16 protein-coding genes are annotated in these 19940 nt (G+C 40.3%); 6 read left to right on the forward strand and 10 right to left on the reverse strand.

Annotation, left to right across the window (positions count from 1 at the left end; genetic code table 11):
• Positions 1-47: 47 nt before the first annotated feature.
• The 4 genes from HPE63_RS10240 to HPE63_RS10255 form a co-directional block, all read right to left on the reverse strand.
• Positions 48-1238 (reverse strand): Gfo/Idh/MocA family protein, encoded by a 1191-nt coding sequence (locus HPE63_RS10240; RefSeq protein WP_188314170.1) that lies wholly within the window; start codon positions 1236-1238, stop codon positions 48-50.
• Positions 1239-1280: 42 nt separating this feature from the next.
• Positions 1281-2666: a 3-keto-disaccharide hydrolase gene (locus HPE63_RS10245; protein WP_188314171.1), complete on the reverse strand. Its 1386-nt coding sequence runs from the start codon at positions 2664-2666 to the stop codon at positions 1281-1283.
• A gap of 106 nt (positions 2667-2772) precedes the next feature.
• Positions 2773-3459 carry a peptide-methionine (S)-S-oxide reductase MsrA gene (msrA, locus tag HPE63_RS10250; protein ID WP_188314172.1) on the reverse strand — a complete coding sequence of 229 codons (687 nt, stop codon included), beginning with the start codon at positions 3457-3459 and terminating at the stop codon, positions 2773-2775.
• An 82-nt stretch (positions 3460-3541) separates the two neighbouring features.
• Positions 3542-4261 carry a dienelactone hydrolase family protein gene (locus HPE63_RS10255; protein WP_188314173.1) on the reverse strand — a complete coding sequence of 240 codons (720 nt, stop codon included), beginning with the start codon at positions 4259-4261 and terminating at the stop codon, positions 3542-3544.
• A 304-nt stretch (positions 4262-4565) separates the two neighbouring features.
• Between HPE63_RS10255 and HPE63_RS10260 the strand changes: the two genes are divergently transcribed.
• Together HPE63_RS10260 and HPE63_RS10265 are read left to right on the forward strand one after the other, a co-directional pair.
• Positions 4566-4772, forward strand: a complete 207-nt coding sequence (locus tag HPE63_RS10260; protein WP_188314174.1) for a hypothetical protein — start codon at positions 4566-4568, stop codon at positions 4770-4772.
• Positions 4773-5033: 261 nt separating this feature from the next.
• Positions 5034-5252, forward strand: a complete 219-nt coding sequence (locus HPE63_RS10265; protein WP_188314175.1) for a hypothetical protein — start codon at positions 5034-5036, stop codon at positions 5250-5252.
• 24 nt (positions 5253-5276) lie between these two features.
• On the opposite strand, the gene HPE63_RS10270 is transcribed toward HPE63_RS10265, so the two are convergent.
• Both HPE63_RS10270 and HPE63_RS10275 read right to left on the reverse strand, forming a co-directional pair.
• Positions 5277-6146 (reverse strand): 3-keto-disaccharide hydrolase, encoded by an 870-nt coding sequence (locus HPE63_RS10270; RefSeq protein ID WP_188314176.1) that lies wholly within the window; start codon positions 6144-6146, stop codon positions 5277-5279.
• Between the two features lie 36 nt (positions 6147-6182).
• Positions 6183-6875: an arylesterase gene (locus HPE63_RS10275; protein WP_188314177.1), complete on the reverse strand. Its 693-nt coding sequence runs from the start codon at positions 6873-6875 to the stop codon at positions 6183-6185.
• 74 nt (positions 6876-6949) lie between these two features.
• Between HPE63_RS10275 and HPE63_RS10280 the strand changes: the two genes are divergently transcribed.
• From HPE63_RS10280 to HPE63_RS10295, 4 genes are all read left to right on the forward strand, one after another.
• Positions 6950-7639 (forward strand): ABC transporter ATP-binding protein, encoded by a 690-nt coding sequence (locus HPE63_RS10280; protein ID WP_188314178.1) that lies wholly within the window; start codon positions 6950-6952, stop codon positions 7637-7639.
• 50 nt (positions 7640-7689) lie between these two features.
• Positions 7690-10191: an ABC transporter permease gene (locus HPE63_RS10285; RefSeq protein ID WP_188314327.1), complete on the forward strand. Its 2502-nt coding sequence runs from the start codon at positions 7690-7692 to the stop codon at positions 10189-10191.
• Positions 10192-10488: 297 nt separating this feature from the next.
• Complete coding sequence (locus HPE63_RS10290) at positions 10489-10764, forward strand: hypothetical protein (protein WP_188314179.1); 276 nt, start codon at positions 10489-10491, stop codon at positions 10762-10764.
• Between the two features lie 554 nt (positions 10765-11318).
• Positions 11319-11576 carry a hypothetical protein gene (locus tag HPE63_RS10295; RefSeq protein ID WP_188314180.1) on the forward strand — a complete coding sequence of 86 codons (258 nt, stop codon included), beginning with the start codon at positions 11319-11321 and terminating at the stop codon, positions 11574-11576.
• 264 nt (positions 11577-11840) lie between these two features.
• On the opposite strand, the gene HPE63_RS10300 is transcribed toward HPE63_RS10295, so the two are convergent.
• The 4 genes from HPE63_RS10300 to secA all read right to left on the reverse strand — a co-directional run bounded on the left by HPE63_RS10300 (position 11841) and on the right by secA (position 19796).
• Positions 11841-13406: an amidohydrolase family protein gene (locus tag HPE63_RS10300; protein ID WP_188314181.1), complete on the reverse strand. Its 1566-nt coding sequence runs from the start codon at positions 13404-13406 to the stop codon at positions 11841-11843.
• A 153-nt stretch (positions 13407-13559) separates the two neighbouring features.
• The gene (locus HPE63_RS10305; protein ID WP_188314182.1) at positions 13560-14774 is read right to left on the reverse strand and encodes a sensor histidine kinase; all 1215 of its coding nucleotides are present in this window, start codon (positions 14772-14774) and stop codon (positions 13560-13562) included.
• Between the two features lie 166 nt (positions 14775-14940).
• The gene (locus tag HPE63_RS10310) at positions 14941-16335 is read right to left on the reverse strand and encodes a Gfo/Idh/MocA family oxidoreductase (protein WP_188314183.1); all 1395 of its coding nucleotides are present in this window, start codon (positions 16333-16335) and stop codon (positions 14941-14943) included.
• 98 nt (positions 16336-16433) lie between these two features.
• The gene (gene secA, locus HPE63_RS10315) at positions 16434-19796 is read right to left on the reverse strand and encodes a preprotein translocase subunit SecA (protein WP_188314184.1); all 3363 of its coding nucleotides are present in this window, start codon (positions 19794-19796) and stop codon (positions 16434-16436) included.
• Between the last annotated feature and the right edge of the window lie 144 nt (positions 19797-19940).

The raw sequence follows: 19940 nt of genomic DNA on the forward strand, positions 1-19940 counted from the left end.
ATCTTCCTTATAAATAGTTCCCAATAAGTATCAATTTTTTTATGTCGTCATACATTAGGAAGTGTTTTCCAATGTACAATCTCTTCATTATACATGGCATCCAATCCCATTTGCACGCAAATAGCGGCATTGGCACCCGTTGTGATGTTTGAGATAGGTTCCGTATTATTCACAATACTTTCCCTAAAGTCATACAAGGCCTGTTTGCTGGGATCTTCATGGTCGATATTCAAAGGATACCCTTTACCTTCGTCCCATTTTACCGTTGCGCCAGAAACCCCATCAACCTCTCCCATTTCCTTGTTATTCTTCCCTTCAGGATAGAACCACGCTTTTACATAATCAAGGATAATAGTGCCTTTGTCTCCCATGACCTTTATTTTATAATCGTCCATTGAATTGCTGGTCAAACATGTGAAAGTGGCCTTTACTCCATTAGGATAGCTATAAAGAAGATGGATGTTGTCATAGGTTTCACGACCATCTTTCCAATAATCGACTCCTCCCATACCCATTACCTTCTCGGGAGTAGATTCGGTCACCCAGTTCGCAAAATCGAGTTGATGGGAGCATAGTTCAGCGGCCAATCCACCTGAAAATTCGCGATACATACGCCAATTTACGGCCCTTTCCAGTTCTGGACTGGGAACAGGTCTTCGCCAGTTCCCGTTTCTGTTCCATTGGCACTCGAAAGCGGTTATCTTCCCAATGGTCCCGTTTTTGATCATATTAACGACATGTGAATATAAACGGGAACTATGATATTGGTGTCCCGTCTGGAAGATCTTACTTGAAGATTTAACTTTACCGGCTAAGTGTTGTATACCATCATAACCCTTGGCCATCGTTTTTTCGCAGTAGACGTGTTTGCCAGCATCCAAGGCATCCATGGCAATTTTTGAATGGGTATTAAAAGGAGTTGCGATCAAAACGGCATCTACATTTGGGTTGTCCAATAATTTTCTATAATCGGTATATCCCTCGGCTTTTCCTTTAACCTTGCTCATCCCGTTTTCCAGACGAAAAGGTAAGGTGTCACAACAAGCAATTACATTGAACTTGTCTATTTGATTGATAAAGGGAGTTAATCCCGAACCACGATCCCCCGTACCAATAACACCAACATTTACCGTTTCATTAGCACCTCTAAACCTATTGATATTGCCTAATACGGATGTTGAGGTGGCCACTGCCGCAGTGGCCAAACTACTTTTTACTACAAATTCCCTTCGTTTCATTGACTTACTTTTGGTATCCGACTTATTTCTTATGGTAATAGACTAATTCTTTGTTATTGGTCTGATTTTTATGTTTTTAAAGCTTACACGATCTCCATGGTCCTGTAATAGAATAACACCTTTTTCGACTTCCCCGAATTTGGGCCACTTTACATATTTACTTTCTGACACCAATTTTCTATAGGCATCACTTTTTCGTTCATATTCCAAAACTTTCATTCCGTTGAGCCAGTGCTCCACATGATTGTCCTTTGAAATGATATGTGCGGTATTCCATTCACCAATCGGATTTACTGGCTTATTAGGGTCAGCTGCAATCAGATCATATAAAGAAGCAAGTGTGCGGCTTCCTTCGTGGTTACCTAATTTCGCATCGGGATGCCGTGCATCATCCAAAATCTGATACTCCAGACCAATGGAAGACCCGGGACCTTTGTTAAGGTCGGGATCTACATAATATTTGATGCCACTATTGGCACCTTCGGTAATCTTAAAGTCCACTTTCAATTCAAAATCACCGTACACCTCAGTGGTGACAATATCCCCTCCTGCCGCAGACTCTTCACCTCCAGTTGATAAGACGGTAAGCATACCCTCGGAGATTTCCCAACCATTGGTCGGAAAGCCATCCAATCTTGCGCCTCGCCAACCTTCGGTCGTTTTGCCATCCCAAAGCATTTTCCAACCATTCTTAATTTCATCTACAGCAACATTGTTTTTGGTAATCAAGGCTTTTAATGGGGTTTTCTTGGAATATTTGGATAAACTATCGGTCAGAATTTTTATGTTCTTCCAGATAATCTCAGTACCCTCTTTTTTTTCTTTCCCAATACTATGTACCTGAAGTGCGATAAAGCCACGTCCCGTTTTATCGTCAATTAAATGGGCAGCAGGAATACCATTGATCCATGTTTTCAGGGTATCGCCTATAGCTTCAATACGATAATGGTTCCATTCGTTTTGCTTGAATGCCTTTTGGGCCTCTGGATTACCCTCAAGATTATATAACCACCCTCTTCTTGCTTCATCATAAATTCCAGCGCTCCACGCACGTTCGGATGGATCTATTTCAATTTGATACCCGTGAACCCTGCCATCCATATAGTGTGGGTAGCTATTACTTCGGATTTGGATTCCCGAATTCATGGTCGAATCAACCAAATAATCCAATTCTAAAATAAAATCATCATACATTTTATTCGTGGCCATAAAGGAATTCGGGGTGTTCTTGACCGTGCTGCCCACTATTGCACCGTCACGCACCACGTAATTTGCTTCCCCGCCGATTTGCGTCCACCCATTTAATGATTCGCCATCAAAGAGCGATACCCATGGGGTATTGTCTTTTTCGGATTCACTACAATTGAAAAAGAGCAGGCCGATCAATAGGTAAAGAAGGTTCAAGGGAGTGAATTTTTGTGGTCTCATAGGAATATTATATTTTGAAGAAATAAAGATAATCCCTTACATCAACAAATAAAAAAAAGCGACCTGTTAAAGACGCTTTTGTATATTTTATGGCTATCAATAGCCGCTAATGAGTTCCCTTTTTAAGCAAATCCGGATATTTGGCCTTAAACCTATTGTATCTGGGTTTTGAAATATTGATGATATAGGGGTTGTTCGGATTCAACCGTTCATAATCCTGATGATACTCCTCGGCTTTATAAAATTTTTCTATTTTTTCAACTTGGGTAACAATGGGGGCATCATAAACCTTGTCTTTCGTCAATTGTTCAATATAATCTTCAATGATTTTTTTCTCCCCCTCATTTGAATAGAAGGCAATTGAACGGTATTGTGCACCATGATCTGGTCCTTGACGGTTTAAGGTCGTGGGATCATGGGAACCAAAAAAAACTTTTACCAAGGTACCAAAAGCCACCTCTTTTGGGTCATAATACACTTTTACCGCCTCGGCATGAGTGGTTAATCCCCGTCCCACTTGCTCGTAAGTGGGGTTAACCTCATTTCCACCGGCATACCCTGAAATTACCTCTTTAACCCCGATTACATCTTCATAGATCGCTTCAACACACCAAAAACATCCGCTGGCAAAATAGGCAACCTCATAATGCTGTAATTCCTCATGGGTGAGTTTTACCAACTGATCCGTTACGTTTGAATTGGCCTCCTTTTTATTTTTCTTTGCACTACTTTCACAACTGACCGAAAACAAAATGGCACATGCTAGGGTTGTGATTTTAATAATAAGATTCATATTTTTTGATTTAATTGTCGGCCATGGAAAGGAAGGCTTACAACATGTTATGTTAATTTAGTTCCTCAATGTTGAAAAGTTGTTATTTGAAAATTGCCTTGAAAAAATATATCATTGAATCCCATGCCCGTTTGTTCGATCTTGGTTCAAAAAACAAACCTTTTTCGGGAAACTTCGCTTTAGGATTGGTAAAGGCATGACCGGTATGACCATAAATGTGGATATTCCAATCTGCTTTGTAATCATTCAATTCATGGGAAATCTTTACCAAAGCCTCGGGTAGTGCCATAGGATCTTCCCAACCATGTAACACGAGTACCGAGCTTTGAATTTCTTTATTCGGATGGGGACTTGGTGGGTCTAACAGCCCGTGGAAACTTACCACTCCACCGATTTTGGCACCAGAGCGGGCTAAATCTAAAACACATTTGCCTCCAAAACAAAAACCTATAGCCCCGATTTTTGATTTGTTTACGGCTCTGTGATTTTTCAAGGTATCAACGGCCAGTAACATTCTCGATTGCAATAAGGGTCTATCATTATCCAATTCATCCATGAGTTGTTGGGCCTCATCGGGGCCATTGGCCCTTCGTCCTTTTCCATAATTGTCAACAGCAAATCCAACATAGCCTAATTTGGCCAATTCAGTAGCCTTTTCGACTTCAAATTCGGATTGTCCGCTCCACATGTGGGAAACTAGTATTCCCGGTTTTGTGCTGTTTTCGGAATCATCCCAAACAATGACTCCCTCAAATTCATTTTCCGATGCGTCTTGATATATAATTTTTTCCTTGATGATCATAAATAAGGACTTTTATTCTCTAAATTGAAATGGATTGCCTTCAATTTTTGGACTATATGCAGGAATACATTCCATAAAAACAATCTCTTAGTAGAGACTTTATGCTTAAATTATGTTATAACTATCTTAAAATTATGACAATTCGGGCATTTGTTCATGATTACTTGATAACTATTTTGGTAATTGCTATGTTTTACCTACTTTTTGCTGTAGGTTAGGCTTTGTTTTTACGACTATTGTTGTATAACGCTTGAAATTATTGAAAAAGAAAATATTAACATTAACATAGATTAGATTTGAAATTATGGGTAGACCCGCAACAAAACCGACTGAATTAAGAGACGGTTACTATATAGAAATTAGAAATAGAGGTTCCAAGAGTGGTGTTAAAATCCGAAGGGATACCAAGGAACAAATGCTCATGGCCATAAAAGAGTATGAGGCATCAAAGGATGTTGTCATGATTGGCGAGGTTAAGAAAGGAAAGATATTGGATACGGCGGTAAAATAAATTCTAATTATTTCATGCAAATTGGATTTTAGACATCCAATCCGATAAACTTCACCCTTTTTTAATGAGGTAATGGTGTAATTATTCCCTATAAGGAGCACAAAGATCCGGTAAGGTGTTTTTGGTATATGTTTCGTTTATCGGGCATTTTTTACACTTTATCCCGATTTCTGTCAGTTATCGAAAAATAAGGGGTTTTGAACGTTTTACAACCCTTTGGGATACGCTCTGCTGCGTTTTTATTATATAAAAACGCAAGTCATGAAAACTATCTTTACTTTACTATTTGTTCTTACGATCGGAGTAACGGCCCAAGCCCAGGATACTAAGTCTGATATTAAGGTAGAAACTGTTGAAATGACAATCGTTACCTCTACTGTTAATGAGAACAGCGTTGCCCGTTTGTACAAGTTCAAAAATTCCAAAATAAAAAAAGCGTTGTCTTTTACAACAAAAAGAAACAAAGCTAAATTGGCTTAATACGCAACAATCAACCCAAAGGTATTACCTATACTTTTCAGGGATTTCCGTAAGACTTCTCAGGTAAATATCCTTATAGTATACTTCCGCCCCTTCGGATTGTAGTATAATCTTGCCCGAATCAAGGGGCTGATTATCTATAGCCTTACGTGAGTTGAAGAGTTGCATCACCACTTGACCGTTCACGATATGGATACTCGAGTCTCCATAGGCAATCAATTCTATATCGTTCCATTCACCGTGTGTTTTTTCAGCATCTTTGGCCTTTATTACCCTTCTTTTTGCCAGGCTGTCCTCTACAGCGGTCTGAAGGATTTCAGCCAAGTAGTAGCGCCTTAAAGGCGCATTTTTCCCATACCTAAAGTATTTCTCATCCATGGGTACACTGGGAATATCGATTTCAACATCTCCTACGGGCCAATAATCGCCCATATCACCTTCTTGGATCTGCAGTTCTTGTGAAGCCATCCAATCATCAGCGGTCCCTGGAGGGCCAAAACCGTGGTACAATAGGCCACTATCCCTAGGGCCTTTCTCCCTGGGGACATGCATATCCTCACCCCATTTAACCTTCAGCTTTAAATGATAGTTCTTATAGTCCTTGTCGGTATAGATCATTCCCCATGCAACCCCGGAGATTCGAATGGCGTTACCTTGTTCGGTTTCTACTACCCTTATTACACCTAAGGGATCATTATCCACCCCAAAAGGTGCAATAGTATTACCCAAACTATCCACTTCAATACGATAAGGAGTTCCCAGATAGGTATGCCAGCCTTTAAGATCCTCTCCGTTCCACAGGGATATCCATGTTTCTTGGGAATCCCTTGTACTTCTATCTGATTTACAGGCAGATACAATAAATATGAGCAATACCATGAATATTTTTCTCATTGGTCTGGTTTTCAGTTTAAGGGTTTATACACTTTTTTACTCTGAAATCACTAGATCTTTCAAAGTCTCCCATACGTTGTTGGCAACAATCTTCTGGCCTTCAGTGGTCGGGTGAATGCCATCTTCTTGGTTTAATGCAGGAACGCCTGCAACGTCCTTTAATAAAAAGGGTATGAGGGCAGCATTGTTTTTTTCTGCCAATTCGGGAAAAATGTTCCTAAATTCAGTCGTGTACGCTTTTCCCATATTTGGTGGAATCTGCATTCCTGCCAGAACGATTTCCGTTCCAGGATTTTTCTGGAGAACAATATCGATAATGGATTGTAGATTGTTTCGTGTCTCCGTTAAGGGAATGCCCCTTAGTCCGTCATTGGCTCCCAATTCCAATACAAAAACATCCACTTTTTGATTGAGCACCCAATTCAAGCGGTTTTTCCCACTGGCTGTGGTTTCCCCACTTAGACCTGCGTTAATCACCTTATAATCAAGTAGCAATGAATCCAATTTTTTCTGTATCAAGGCCGGAAAAGCCTCGTTTGGATCTAATCCCATGCCTGCCGTTAGACTATTCCCAAAAAATACTATGGTCTTACTAGCGACGTGGGCAACAGTATCACTTTGGATGTTCACCTCTTCTGTGTCAACCGATTCTTGTTTGCTCTTGTTTTCACCACAAGAAATCAAAAGGATAAACACAAAAAAATAACTAAACTTTAAGAGGGTTTGCATAAATCATTAGGTTATTAATCAATTCCATTTCTTATTTTTCCTCTTTTAAACCGAGGAATACCTATTCGAGGACTATGACAAATATATTAAACGTAAACAACCTAAAGAAAACTTATAAAAATGATGCTGGTTCCATCACGGTTCTTGATGATATTTCTTTTGAGATCGCGGAAGGTGAGACATTTGCCATTGTCGGTCCTTCGGGTAGTGGCAAAACCACATTATTGGGACTTTGCGCCGGCTTGGACCAACCCGACAATGGCACCATAGAATTATGTGGTAAGGAACTCCATGAACTCAATGAAGATGAACGTGCTAGGTTGCGTAACAATAAGGTAGGTTTTATTTTTCAGGATTTTCAATTACTCCCTACACTAACGGCGATGGAGAATGTAAGCGTGCCATTGGAATTGCAAGGAGCTAAAAATGCCAGGAAGGTGGCAATGGAATTGCTTGATAAGGTCGGCTTGTCTAAGCGTTATAACCATTATCCTTCACAACTTTCTGGCGGCGAACAACAGCGAGTAGCCTTGGCAAGGGCTTTTAGTAATGGTCCTTCGATTCTTTTTGCTGATGAACCCACAGGAAATCTAGATGAGGAAACCGGAGAAAAAGTTGTGCAATTACTGTTTGATTTAAATCAAGAAGCCGGCACCACTTTGGTCATAGTAACCCATGATCTTGATTTGGCACAACGAAACCAGCGGATACTTCGCTTAAAAGGGGGTAAGATAATGGCTAACGAAAGGGTAGTGAAAACTTGAAAGATTCATCTAATCACAAAGTAAAGGCGGGAATAGGTTGGCTATTTAAGATGGCATGGCGGGATGGCAAGGCCAGTGGAAGCAGATTGGTCCTTTTTATGGCATCGATTGTTTTAGGTATTGCCGCGGTAGTCTCCATACAGTCCTTCGGTGATACCCTGAAACAAAATATTGGGATGCAGTCCAAGGAACTCATGGGAGCGGACTATCTCATCGATAGTGACCAATTGCCTAATCGCAAAGTACATGCGATCATTGATTCTTTAGGTGGGGCCGCCGCTATGGAAGTTAAATTTGCTTCCATGGCCTCTTTTCCGAAAAACAATACAACTAAATTAGTTCAAATAAGGGGTATAGAAGGCAATTTTCCCTTATACGGTATACTGGATACAGAACCCGCCATAGTAGCGAACGATTATCAAGAACAGGGTGCAGCCTTGGTCGATGCTACTATAATGTTGCAGTTCAACTTACAACCTGGGGATAGTGTCAAGATTGGGGCTTTGACCTTTCCCATTGCAGGAGCTTTGAAATCGGCACCAGGGAGTTCTGCTTTTACAAGTTCCGTTGCACCCCCAATTATGATACCTTATCGTTTTATTGAGGATACGGGTTTATTGCAAATCGGCAGTAGAATGGAATACAATTATTATTTTACTGCGGACGCCAACACTGATCTGGAAAAGCTCAACCGTGAAGTCGATCCCTTACTCGATGCGGAAAATGCGGATTTGGATACGCATACCGATACAAGCCAAAGACTGGGCCGGCGCTATGAAAATGTGGGCAAGTTCTTAAATTTGGTCGCATTTGTTGCGCTTTTATTAGGCTGTTTGGGTATTGCCAGTTCTGTGCATATCTATATCAAAGAAAAATTACATAGTGTAGCCATACTCAAATGCCTCGGCGCTTCTAGGAAGCAAACGTTTTCTATCTTTCTCATACAGATAGCAGGAATGGGTTTCGTGGGTGGACTTATCGGTACGACCTTAGGGGCGGTGTTACAATACGTATTCCCATTGTTCCTACAGGATTTTCTCCCTTTTGAAGTAAAGATTTCCCTGACACTTACGCCCATATTAATTGGGTTGTTTTTAGGCATTTTTATGTCGGTTTTATTCGCCATTTTACCCTTATTGGGTACATGGTATGTTTCACCATTACAAGTACTTCGTATTCAAGAAGGGAACAATTCCAAATCCCTGAAGGCGACCATTTTGGTTTTGACTAGTATTATGGTTTCTCTATTATTACTGGCCTATGGGCTTATCCAGAATTGGAGATACGCATTGGCGTTTGTACTGGGGATAGTCCTCACATTTGCCGTTTTGGCCGGTTTTGCAAAATTGTTGATGGGCTTGATAAAAAAACACTTTCCTTTATCATGGGGATTTACAGCCCGCCAGAGCTTATTGAACCTTTACCGGCCCAACAACCAGACCATGGTCTTGATATTGGCAATCGGGGTGGGTTCTTTTCTTGTAAGTACCTTATATTTTACAAAAGACATTCTACTAGTCAAAACCAACTTGGAAAATAGTTTAGAAACGCCTAATATTATTTTACTGGATGTACAGACACCTCAAAAGGAGAAAGTCGCTAACAGTATTACGGAAAGAAAACTGCGGTTGTTGGATGATATTCCGATTGTGACCCTGCGAATGCACAGTATCAAGGGAAGACCTGTCAATGATATTCGGTTAGATACTACTTCCCAAGTGAACCAATGGATTTTAAACCATGAATTCCGGGTGACCTATCGTGATTCCCTCATTGCCTCAGAGCAATTACTTGAAGGGGAATGGGTACCTGAAGCGACAAACGATAGACCAGTACCTATTTCCCTATCGGATAATGTGGCGAATGATGCTATGGTGGTAGTCGGTGACACGCTGGTTTTAAATGTACAAGGGGTTTTAATGGAAACCGTGGTGGGAAATATTCGTGCGGTGGATTGGGGTCGTGCACAATTGAATTTTTCTATTATTTTTCCTAAGGGGATACTTGAAAACGCACCCCAGTTTCATGTATTGACGACCCATGTAAAAGATGCTGAAAGTTCCGCAAGATTACAAAGGGAATTGGTGCGTAAATTCCCTAATGTATCGATTATTGATTTACGTCAGGTTATAGCTATTATCGAGGGTATTTTGGATAAGATTTCCTTGGCCATAAACTTTATGGCATTTTTTAGTATGTTGACGGGCATTATAGTTTTAATCGGGTCTGTACGTAACAGTAAATATCAAAGACTAAGGGAAAGTGTACTGTTGCGCACCCTGGGTGCCCAAAATTATCAGATACTTAGGATTACAGCTTTGGAATATTTGTATTTAGGTCTCTTTGGAAGTGGTATAGGGGTTATACTTTCTATCATTAGTACCCAACTACTGGCGGTATTTGTTTTTGAAACACCCTTTATCCCATCGATGGCCCCGTTCTTGGTCCTTATTCCAGGGATTACCTTATTGGTTCTTGGCATTGGTTTAATGAACAGTAGGAGTGTTATCAGCAGTCCTCCGTTACAAGTATTGCGCAAAGGTATACGCTAGTTGTTTTCGACTGCGGTACCTTTAAAATTGTGGTTGGTTAGGTCGTTTTGTCTTTAGAACACTATAAGGAATTTGAGCGTTGTAATTTTCTGGAATGAGGTAGTAGGGGGAGGGTTTTGTCGACAAAATACCTAAATCATCGATAAAACACATATGTAGATATGGGATTTCCACGATAAAATAGTGCATTTCATCGATGGAATTACACTTTATCCGTAAAAGAATACATTTCATCGAATTATCACGAAGGAAATCGATCACTTCTGGTTCTCATAGTAACCAAACCAACTATTAACTATGCGAACCCTTTTCATTGTAACTGTCTTTTTGTGTACTGGCCTTATGTCATATGCCCGTGATAATGGCTCTGGAAAACAAATGAATACATCAGAAAAGGGTTCAGCACTAACGCCTATTTTTTTGTCGCTTCAGTCAAATAAGGAGCTTGGTAATGCCTATAAAAGCAGACGTCCTAAAAATAATGACGCGGTAAGTATCTATAAGTTCAAGAATACCAAAATCAAAAAAGCCTTGGCATTTACCACAAAAGGGCATAGGCCAAAATTGGCGTAATATATTTCTTCAATCAAGGTTTTCAATTTATGATTTGTCCCCAGGTCGGGATAAACACCATCAACAGTATTAAATATTACTGTGCAAAAAGAATCAAGGCAGACCGTAACAATTTAACGGGATTTTCGCGTACGTGTTTTCTTCTGTAGGGCAATGGATACCTTTATATTTCACTCTTTTCAATGTATTATTTACATTCAGAATCTAAAAGATTTAAATCTATGGGTTCATAGGAATCTTAATTTGAAGTGCTTTTAGTATATATTGAAATAACACCATCCTGAAAGTACCTAAAAAATAAAATATCCTTACTAGGTGATATGATTAAATCAAAAGCAAGGATTACCCAAAAATCAAAGTAAACATCGCTCTTTCCAATCGATAAAATGCATAGACTATCGATAAGGTGAAATGTGCCTTGGATTATTTCATCGAACATTTTCCGCACTTTATCCAAACTTTTCCCGATAGCCGAAAAATAAGGGCTTTTCAACGTTTTGAAGGGGTTACCAAGCTTCGATTGGCGTTAATTTTATAGTACCCAAGTCGATATTATGAAAGCTGTTTTAACCTTGATCTTAGTTCTTTTTTTCGGTCTAACCGCGTTCGCGCAAAACACCAATACCAATGATACAATGGAGCCTAATAAAATGGATATTGTTTTGGATAGTGGGGTTATCACTTCTAACCTTAATAAGGAAGTTGGGATTGCTTCGGAGAAGGGTATTGCGCGTTTATACAAATTCAAAAACTCACGAGTAAAGAAAGCCTTGGCTTTTACAACCAAAAAAGACAAACCAAAACTATCTTAATCATATAAATTATAAAGTTCCCCCATACTTTAACCTAAAATCTACAGACTATGATACTTTTTATTCTATTACTTCCGGTTGCCTTGTTGATATTGAATATGGTATTATTTCCTAAAACCAAAGGTTTTTTGCAACCTTTAAAAGTACCGGTAAATAAATAGTTTTTTTTAGGAACCATAAAGCTAAAGCCGTTTACTTCAAAAAGAAGTTGGCGTTGTATTCTGATTAGGTACTAATGGCAATACGATTCAAGTAAACTATGGTTTATTGTTTGATTCCGGGTTGAAGGATTTTGTAATCCTGTTTATTCTTTTCGGCATCAACCATATCCTTGACTTCTTTCAGCAAAGCCTTGGCATCATAGATAATACCGTCTTTTATGGTGTATTTTACACCTCCGACCCGTACCACTTGGTTGTCTTCTGTCAATCGTATGGCGCCGGTTCCGTATAACACCTTAAGATTTTTCAAGGGATTTTGATCAACCACCACAAAGTCGGCAAGCTTACCAACGGTAACACTTCCAAGCGTTTTGTCCATACCTAAGGCTTCAGCACCATTTAGGGTTGCAGAACGGATAATTTCTAAAGGATAAAATCCTGCTTCCCGTAATAATTCCAATTCACGTATATAGGCAAATCCATAGAGTTGGAAAATAAAGCCTGAATCAGAACCGGTGGTTACCCGACCGCCACGGTTTTTGTATTCGTTCACGAAGGTCATCCAAAGTTTGTAGTTTTCTTTCCATGCAACTTCCTGTTCCGTACCCCAGTCGTGCCAGTAAGAACCGTGTGAAATTTTACTGGGCTGGTAAAATTCCCATAATGAAGGCAGGGTATAATCCTCATGCCATTCGGCACGTCTTGCACGCTGCAGATCTCGACTGGCCTCATAGATGTTAAAGGTGGGGTCTAGGGTAAAGTCCAAGGCCAGTAGCTCATCCATTACCGTATTCCAATGATCCGAATAGGGTTTCGCAGCCTGTTTCCAAAGTCGTCCGGCTTCTTCGAACCGATGTTGTTCATTGTTGTAATTATAGTCCACCGGATAATCCTGAATGGTTCTATCCTCAAATAAGGCTTCCGGAAGCCCATACCAATGTTCCATACTGGTAAGTCCGGCCCTTGCAGAATGCAATACATTCCAACGGGCGACATTCAATTGCGCATGATGACAGGCAGAACGCAATCCCAATTTTTTGTTTTCCCGTAGGGCGGCATCCATGATTTCGGGTTCGGCCCCAAAGAATTTAATGCCATCGGCCCCTTTTTTGGCATTGTTACGTACCCATTCCCGAGCCATATCAGGGGTGGTAATAGGGGTGTCATTTCCTTCCCCAAAACCTATATAGGCCAGAATTCGGGGTGCCACTATTTCGTTCCGGGCACTTTTTTGTTTTAAATCTAGGGTAAATTCCGCACCGCGACCACTGGGTTCACGAACCGTGGTAATTCCGTGGGCCATCCATAACCTAAAAACATAATCGGGGTCCGCGCCTTGTGCCTTTCCGCCAATATGACCATGCATATCGATAAACCCAGGTAAAAGATACATGCCGGTACAATCGAGTTCCTTTCCCCCAGCCATTAATTTGGGTCGATTGGCATCATCAATAGCAACCCCTGGGTACCCTACAACCTGTATTTTTTTGATTATATTATTTTCGACCACGATATCGATGGGTCCTTGTGGTGGTGCCCCGTTCCCGTTGATAAGCATTACCCCACGAATGATCAATTGAGGAAATGGACCGTCTCCTGAAGCGGTTTGCGTAAACCCCTTTAGTCCTAAAAGTAAAATAATCGCTATGAAAATACTTGTTCTATTCATTGTTTTTGGATGTGTTGGTTATGCGATACAATCTTAGAAGTTTGATGGCACTCTAGAATTGCCCCTTAGAACGAAGCATTTAAAATATGCACTTCATTCCATAACCGATTCACTCAAATCAGATGTATAGTATAATGAAATATTGAAAAACCCTTAAGCAACCGATTGAAATTGCTTTCCAACTTCACAAAATTTTATAATGTAATTGGTGCCTTTCTTGGTCATATCCTTACTTATACTCCCTTTCAATTGCCGGGCTAGGTTATAAATCAATTTTAGCCCAAGCGATTTGGTCGTCTTGTGGTTGATCGTATCAGGGAATCCTATACCATTATCACCGATCTTCAAGACATATTCATTGTTCTCACCTTGGTGAATGGCAATGCTTATCTCTCCCTCGTTTTGATCCGTAATCCCATATTTCAGGGCATTTGTAATCGCTTCATTGATCAAAAGTCCCAATGGAATAGCGGTATCAATGCCCAATTTTATATCCGGAATATCAATATTCACTTTGATCTTGCTATCCGATCCCTTTAAGGAACGGATTAGGAATTCACTCAATTCCTCTACATAGGATTTATACTCTATTTTGGTAAGATCCTCACGCATGTAAAGCATTTCATGGACCATGGCCATGGAAATCACCCTATTTTGACTGCTTTTAATGATGCTTTTCATTTCCTTATTCTCGAGGTTCCTTGATTGAAGACTCAATAGACTTGATACGGTCTGTAGATTGTTCTTGACCCGATGATGAACTTCACGAAGTAAGGTTTCTTTTTCCTTTATCCGTTTTTCAATTTCATTCCTTGATTTATACAGATTGTGATGTGCCTTTAAAAGATTCTTGCCCAATACCCCGCCCAATAGATAGACAGAAAAAAGAATGCTTAAGAAGCTGAAAAGGTTACGCGATGCTTCAGGAACCACATTATAGGCAATAGAGAATTCGGGAAGACTCTCTATATATAATAAACAAATGATGAGCATATTAATGTAGAGGTATATCTTACCATAAAGTTTTGTGGTCACATAGCCAGTGAATACGATAAGGGCCAGAACAAAAATAAACGGACTGTTAATTCCTCCGCTGTACATGGTAATAAAAGTGGCACTGATCAAAGCAACGATCGAAGTGATGTTATAGGTTACCGTTAAATTCTTATGGGCCCTATAGGCAAAGGTATTTAGAAGGTTAATGATACCAAATACAAAAAAAGCATAAGGTAATATTTCTGTAATCTCGAGTACATAAAGACATAGGAATCCTAATATAATGGCAAATAATGAGGAAAAGTAATTGACCCTTAGTGTTAATTTTACTTTATCCTTCAAGCGATATTCATCTTTAACAGGCGTTTTCATAGTAAAATGGGTATTGCTCATTATTACAGATCACATAGTAGCATTGAAAGGTAATTCCTTAAAATACAGGGTTATTTACGGTAAATCTAAATATGTTTTACTATTAAATCAACAACAAATCGAAAAATTAAGTTTTGGCTGGTGCTTTAGCTAGTTATAAATTCCCTTAATTTCTTTCTGTTTTGGGAACCAAATCCGTCAAGTCGCTAATTCGGATTGGCGTGCCTTTTTCAATACTCCTTCTCGCTGCAATGCCTATTAGAATTGACATCGCACCATCCCGAACACCGGCAGTCCTACCAAAGGGGTCGGCTATCTCTGGATTTCTGAATATCTTGTCGTGCAGTCTTTTGTCGCCCCCACCATGCCCGGTTTTTTCCATTTCAACCTGAATGGTTTCATGTTCTGACCAAAGTTTATGCAAAATCATTGGTTCATACTGCAATTCCTCGATATTGGTCTGTTCCATTTCCTTGGTATGTTTTTCAACCTCGCTAATGGTATTGGCCTTGTTGTACGGAATATCTTGCCAAGCTTCAATTCTACCTTCCGTACCATTGAATGCTACTCGCCAGCCTTCAAATGGGGAATAGGTGGTGAGCGAATAATTTAAAATGGTATTGTTGGTATATTTTACTTGGGCCGACATTTTGTCGTAAATATCAATTTCTTCACGAAACAGACAATTGTCGCGGATATAACCATCATATTGCTCATTATTGGCATAGAGAGCCATGGAACGCTCGTCCTTTGTAATATCCCAATGGAAGTCACATTTTGGGGCATGTTCACAATTACGGCAGTTGGTACCGCGGAACGGGCCATTTTTCCCATAGAATTCTAAATCGCCATAGGCAAAAACTTCGTTGGGTTCTGAATTTATCCACCAGTTCAGAAGATCGAAATGGTGGGTGGCTTTATGAACCCAAAGTGATCCGCCCCCATTCATGAGCCCGTGCCAACGTCTAAAATAAGAGGCTCCGTGGAAGGTATTCAAGTACCAGTGAAAATCAACGGATACCAGTTTACCGATTGATTTGTTAACCAAGAGTTCCTTGATTTTTGTGGCATAAGGACTCCAACGATAATTAAAGCCTACGATGAGGTTTTTGTTTGATTTTTTTTCTGCGTCCAAGATGGCCTGACATTTACTTTCATCAGTAGTCAGGGGCTTTTCCGTAAGCACATCGCAACCCATTTCCAAGCCCTTTATTATAAATTCGTGATGGGTGGAGTCTTTGGTGGTGACTATCATCAAATCAGGTTTAGTGGTTTTCACCATTTTTTCAAAATCGGTGAATGTAGGGCATGAGGTACCAATATAAGTTTTGCCATAGGCCAAACGACCTGGGTTGCTATCGCATAAGCCAACAAATTCCAAAATATCGGAATATTCATCAACTAGTCGTTTTCCCCAAAACGATGTTCCGCGAATTCCGGTACCTATGAGGGCTATTTTCAATTTTTTTGAACTTCCAAATTCAAATGCGTTAACCGGGAAGGCCGTTGTGGCAGCCAACATACTTATGGAGGTAAGAAACTTACGTCTATCGATTTTCATGGTAAATTGGCTTAGTATTCATTAAAGATATTGAATTTAACCCCAAAAAAAAGAAAGCGACTATATAGTCGCTTTCCTTTATCTATTTTTCATGGATTTTAATCCTCGGTCAAAACCCAATCCCCCTTATCGATAAGAGGTTCGGCTTGTTTGTATTTTACCGTTTTGCTCTCTCCTGACATTACATTTTTAATGGTCACACGTTCATTTCTACCAATTTTAGGACGTTCGCGAACAATTGTTTCGGTAACTTGTGGTCTTTGACCTCGCGTTTGCCCTGCGGCTCTATTTTGAGCGGCCAATTCGTCGCTATTCGGAATTTCTTCCTTACTGGTTTTTAAATTTTCCTTGGGCTTTCTAAGGTTACCAGCATTTTGGATCTCATTGGGGTTTTCGGTAGGCAACTCCCCTTTGAACAAGAATGAGACCACCTCTTTGTTCACTTTGTCGATCATACTCTTGAAAAGTTCGAAGGCTTCGAATTTATAGATCAATAAAGGATCTTTCTGCTCATGAACCGCCAATTGTACAGATTGTTTCAATTCATCCATCTTACGCAAATGGGTTTTCCAAGAATCATCTATAATCGCCAACGTTATGTTCTTTTCAAAATCGGTAACCAATTGATTACCATTAGATTCGTAGGCTTCCTTTAGGTTGGTAACCACATTCAGGGTTTTGATTCCATCGGTAAAAGGAACTACAATCCTTTCGAACTTGTTCGAATTGTCTTCATAAACCTTTTTGATAACAGGAAATGCGGTTGCCGCATTACGCTCTATCTTTCGTTGATAGTGCTCAAAAGACGTTTTATAAATTGAATTGGCAATTTCAGGAATCGTCATTTTTCCGAACTCTGCTTCGGTAATCGGGGAGGTAATCGAGAAAAATTTGATCAATTCGAATTCGAAATTCTTATAATCCATCGCTCCTTTATTGGTCTCGGCAATGGTTTCACAGGTGTCATAGATCATGTTGGCAATATCAACTTTCAACCGTTCCCCCTGTAATGCATGTCGCCTCCTCTTATAGACAACCTCTCGCTGAGCGTTCATTACATCATCATATTCTAGTAATCGCTTACGAACACCAAAGTTGTTCTCTTCAACTTTTTTCTGTGCTCGTTCAATGGATTTTGTCATCATGGAGTGCTGAATTACCTCGCCTTCTTCCAAGCCCATTTTGTCCATCATCTTAGCCACACGATCGGATCCGAACAATCGCATAAGATTATCTTCCAAGGAGACATAGAATTGAGAGCTTCCTGGATCTCCTTGACGCCCAGCACGACCCCTTAGCTGCCTGTCTACACGTCTCGAATCGTGACGTTCCGTACCTACAATGGCTAAACCACCCGCTTTTTTAACTTCATCGGACAGCTTGATATCCGTACCACGACCTGCCATATTCGTTGCTATGGTCACGACACCCGGTTTTCCGGCTTCGGCAACTACATCGGCCTCTTTTTTGTGCAGTTTCGCATTAAGTACATTATGGGGTACTTTACGAATGTTCAACATACGGGAAAGTAATTCTGAAATCTCAACCGAGGTGGTACCGATCAAGACCGGCCTTCCGGATTCCGATAGTTTAGTAACCTCTTCAATGATCGCATTATATTTTTCACGTTTGGTCTTATAGATCAGGTCATTTCTGTCATCACGGGCAATAGGACGGTTCGTTGGGATTTCCATGACATCCAATTTATAGATTTCCCAGAATTCCCCAGCTTCCGTAATGGCCGTACCCGTCATACCCGCCAATTTTTTGTACATTCTAAAATAGTTCTGTAGCGTAACGGTAGCAAACGTTTGGGTCAAGGCCTCGATCTTTACATTTTCCTTGGCTTCGATGGCTTGGTGTAATCCGTCTGAATACCGACGTCCATCCATGATACGTCCTGTCTGTTCATCAACGATCATTACTTTGTTGTCCATCACCACATATTCCACATCTTTTTCAAAGAGGGTATACGCTTTCAACAATTGGCTCATCGTATGGATGCGTTCACTTTTTATCGTAAAGTCCTTAAAAAGTTCCTCTTTAAGCTCGGCCTCTTTTTCAATGCCAAGGCCTTGGCTTTCTATCTTGGCAATTTCCCCGCCGATATCGGGCATTACAAAGAAATCCCTGTTCTTTTCTCCGGAGATATAGTCCACTCCTTTATCGGTCAGTTCAATTTGATTATTTTTTTCATCGATAACGAATAGGAGGTCTTCATCGACCTTGGGCATTTCCCTGTTGTTATCTTGCATATAGAAATTCTCCGTTTTCTGCAGTAATTGTTTTACACCTTCTTCACTTAGGTATTTGATCAATGCTTTGTTTTTTGGTAATCCTCTGAATACACGGAGTAACAAGAACCCACCTTCCTTGGTATCACCTTCAGCTATAGCTTTTTTGGCTTCTGCGAGAACACCGGTCAAATGTTGTCTTTGCCTTTGAACGATATCGCTTACTTTGGGTTTAAGCTCATTGAATTCATGACGATCTCCTTCAGGTACAGGTCCGGAAATAATCAATGGGGTCCGCGCGTCATCGACCAAAACGGAATCGACCTCATCGACAATTGCATAGTGATGTGGCCTTTGAACCAAGTCTTTCGGTGTGTGTGCCATATTATCACGTAGGTAATCAAAACCAAATTCGTTGTTTGTGCCATAAGTGATATCGGCATTATAAGCCGCCCTACGACCTTCGGAGTTAGGTTTGTGATGGTCAATACAGTCAACAGATAGTCCATGGAACTCAAAAATGGGCCCCATCCAGGCACTATCCCTTTTGGCCAGGTAATCGTTGACGGTTACCAAATGGGCACCATTTCCTGAAAGCGCATTGAGGTACATGGGAAGGGTTGCAACAAGGGTCTTACCTTCACCCGTCTGCATTTCGGCAATTTTACCTTGATGTAAGGCTATACCCCCGATCAATTGTACATCGTAATGCACCATATCCCAGGTAACTGGTTTTCCGGCCGCGTCCCATGAGTTTTTCCAAATGGCTTTGTCACCGTCCAAGGTTACATAATCCTTAGTGCCGGATAACTTCCTATCGAACTCGGTTGCCGTAACTTCAAGTGTTTCATTGGCAACGAACCTTTTAGTTGTTTCCTTGACCACGGCAAATGCTTCGGGTAGAATATCGTTCAAGGTATTTTCCGTAATCGCATATGCCTCTTCCTGAAGCTTATCTATTTCGGCATAGGTATCCTCATTCTTGTCAATATCGGTAGAGGCATGTACTTCCTCACTCAACTCGGCGATCTTGTTGTCCAATTCTTGACGGTCGGCCTTGATCCTAGCTTTGAATTCTTCCGTTTTAGCCCTAAGTTCATCAATACTCAATCCTTCCAGAACGGCTTCAAATGATTTTATTTGGTTAAGAATAGGCTGTAGTTCTTTTACATCTTTTTTTGATTTGTCTCCAACAAATGCCTTCAGCACTGAATTTATAAAACTCATAATTTCTTCATATTATTTTGAAAGTTGAGGGAATTGGCTTCTTTCAACTTTTTATCACTATGATCTAAAAATACCATTAATAGGCATGTTGCAAGGGTAGAGCAAAAGGCGTTCCAGTTTTTAATACGCTAAAAAGAGACCTTT

Source organism: Maribacter arenosus (assembly GCF_014610845.1).
Lineage (GTDB): Bacteria > Bacteroidota > Bacteroidia > Flavobacteriales > Flavobacteriaceae > Maribacter_A > Maribacter_A arenosus.

Bases quoted from the DNA above. Each gene is read 5' to 3' on its own strand.
- HPE63_RS10240 (WP_188314170.1), bottom strand. From the start codon at position 1,238: ATGAAACGAAGGGAATTTGTAGTAAAAAGTAGTTTGGCCACTGCGGCA.
- HPE63_RS10245 (WP_188314171.1), bottom strand. From the start codon at position 2,666: ATGAGACCACAAAAATTCACTCCCTTGAACCTTCTTTACCTATTGATC.
- msrA (WP_188314172.1), bottom strand. From the start codon at position 3,459: ATGAATCTTATTATTAAAATCACAACCCTAGCATGTGCCATTTTGTTT.
- HPE63_RS10255 (WP_188314173.1), bottom strand. From the start codon at position 4,261: ATGATCATCAAGGAAAAAATTATATATCAAGACGCATCGGAAAATGAA.
- HPE63_RS10260 (WP_188314174.1), top strand. From the start codon at position 4,566: ATGGGTAGACCCGCAACAAAACCGACTGAATTAAGAGACGGTTACTAT.
- HPE63_RS10265 (WP_188314175.1), top strand. From the start codon at position 5,034: ATGAAAACTATCTTTACTTTACTATTTGTTCTTACGATCGGAGTAACG.
- HPE63_RS10270 (WP_188314176.1), bottom strand. From the start codon at position 6,146: ATGAGAAAAATATTCATGGTATTGCTCATATTTATTGTATCTGCCTGT.
- HPE63_RS10275 (WP_188314177.1), bottom strand. From the start codon at position 6,875: ATGCAAACCCTCTTAAAGTTTAGTTATTTTTTTGTGTTTATCCTTTTG.
- HPE63_RS10280 (WP_188314178.1), top strand. From the start codon at position 6,950: ATGACAAATATATTAAACGTAAACAACCTAAAGAAAACTTATAAAAAT.
- HPE63_RS10285 (WP_188314327.1), top strand. From the start codon at position 7,690: ATGGCATGGCGGGATGGCAAGGCCAGTGGAAGCAGATTGGTCCTTTTT.
- HPE63_RS10290 (WP_188314179.1), top strand. From the start codon at position 10,489: ATGCGAACCCTTTTCATTGTAACTGTCTTTTTGTGTACTGGCCTTATG.
- HPE63_RS10295 (WP_188314180.1), top strand. From the start codon at position 11,319: ATGAAAGCTGTTTTAACCTTGATCTTAGTTCTTTTTTTCGGTCTAACC.
- HPE63_RS10300 (WP_188314181.1), bottom strand. From the start codon at position 13,406: ATGAATAGAACAAGTATTTTCATAGCGATTATTTTACTTTTAGGACTA.
- HPE63_RS10305 (WP_188314182.1), bottom strand. From the start codon at position 14,774: ATGAAAACGCCTGTTAAAGATGAATATCGCTTGAAGGATAAAGTAAAA.
- HPE63_RS10310 (WP_188314183.1), bottom strand. From the start codon at position 16,335: ATGAAAATCGATAGACGTAAGTTTCTTACCTCCATAAGTATGTTGGCT.
- secA (WP_188314184.1), bottom strand. From the start codon at position 19,796: ATGAGTTTTATAAATTCAGTGCTGAAGGCATTTGTTGGAGACAAATCA.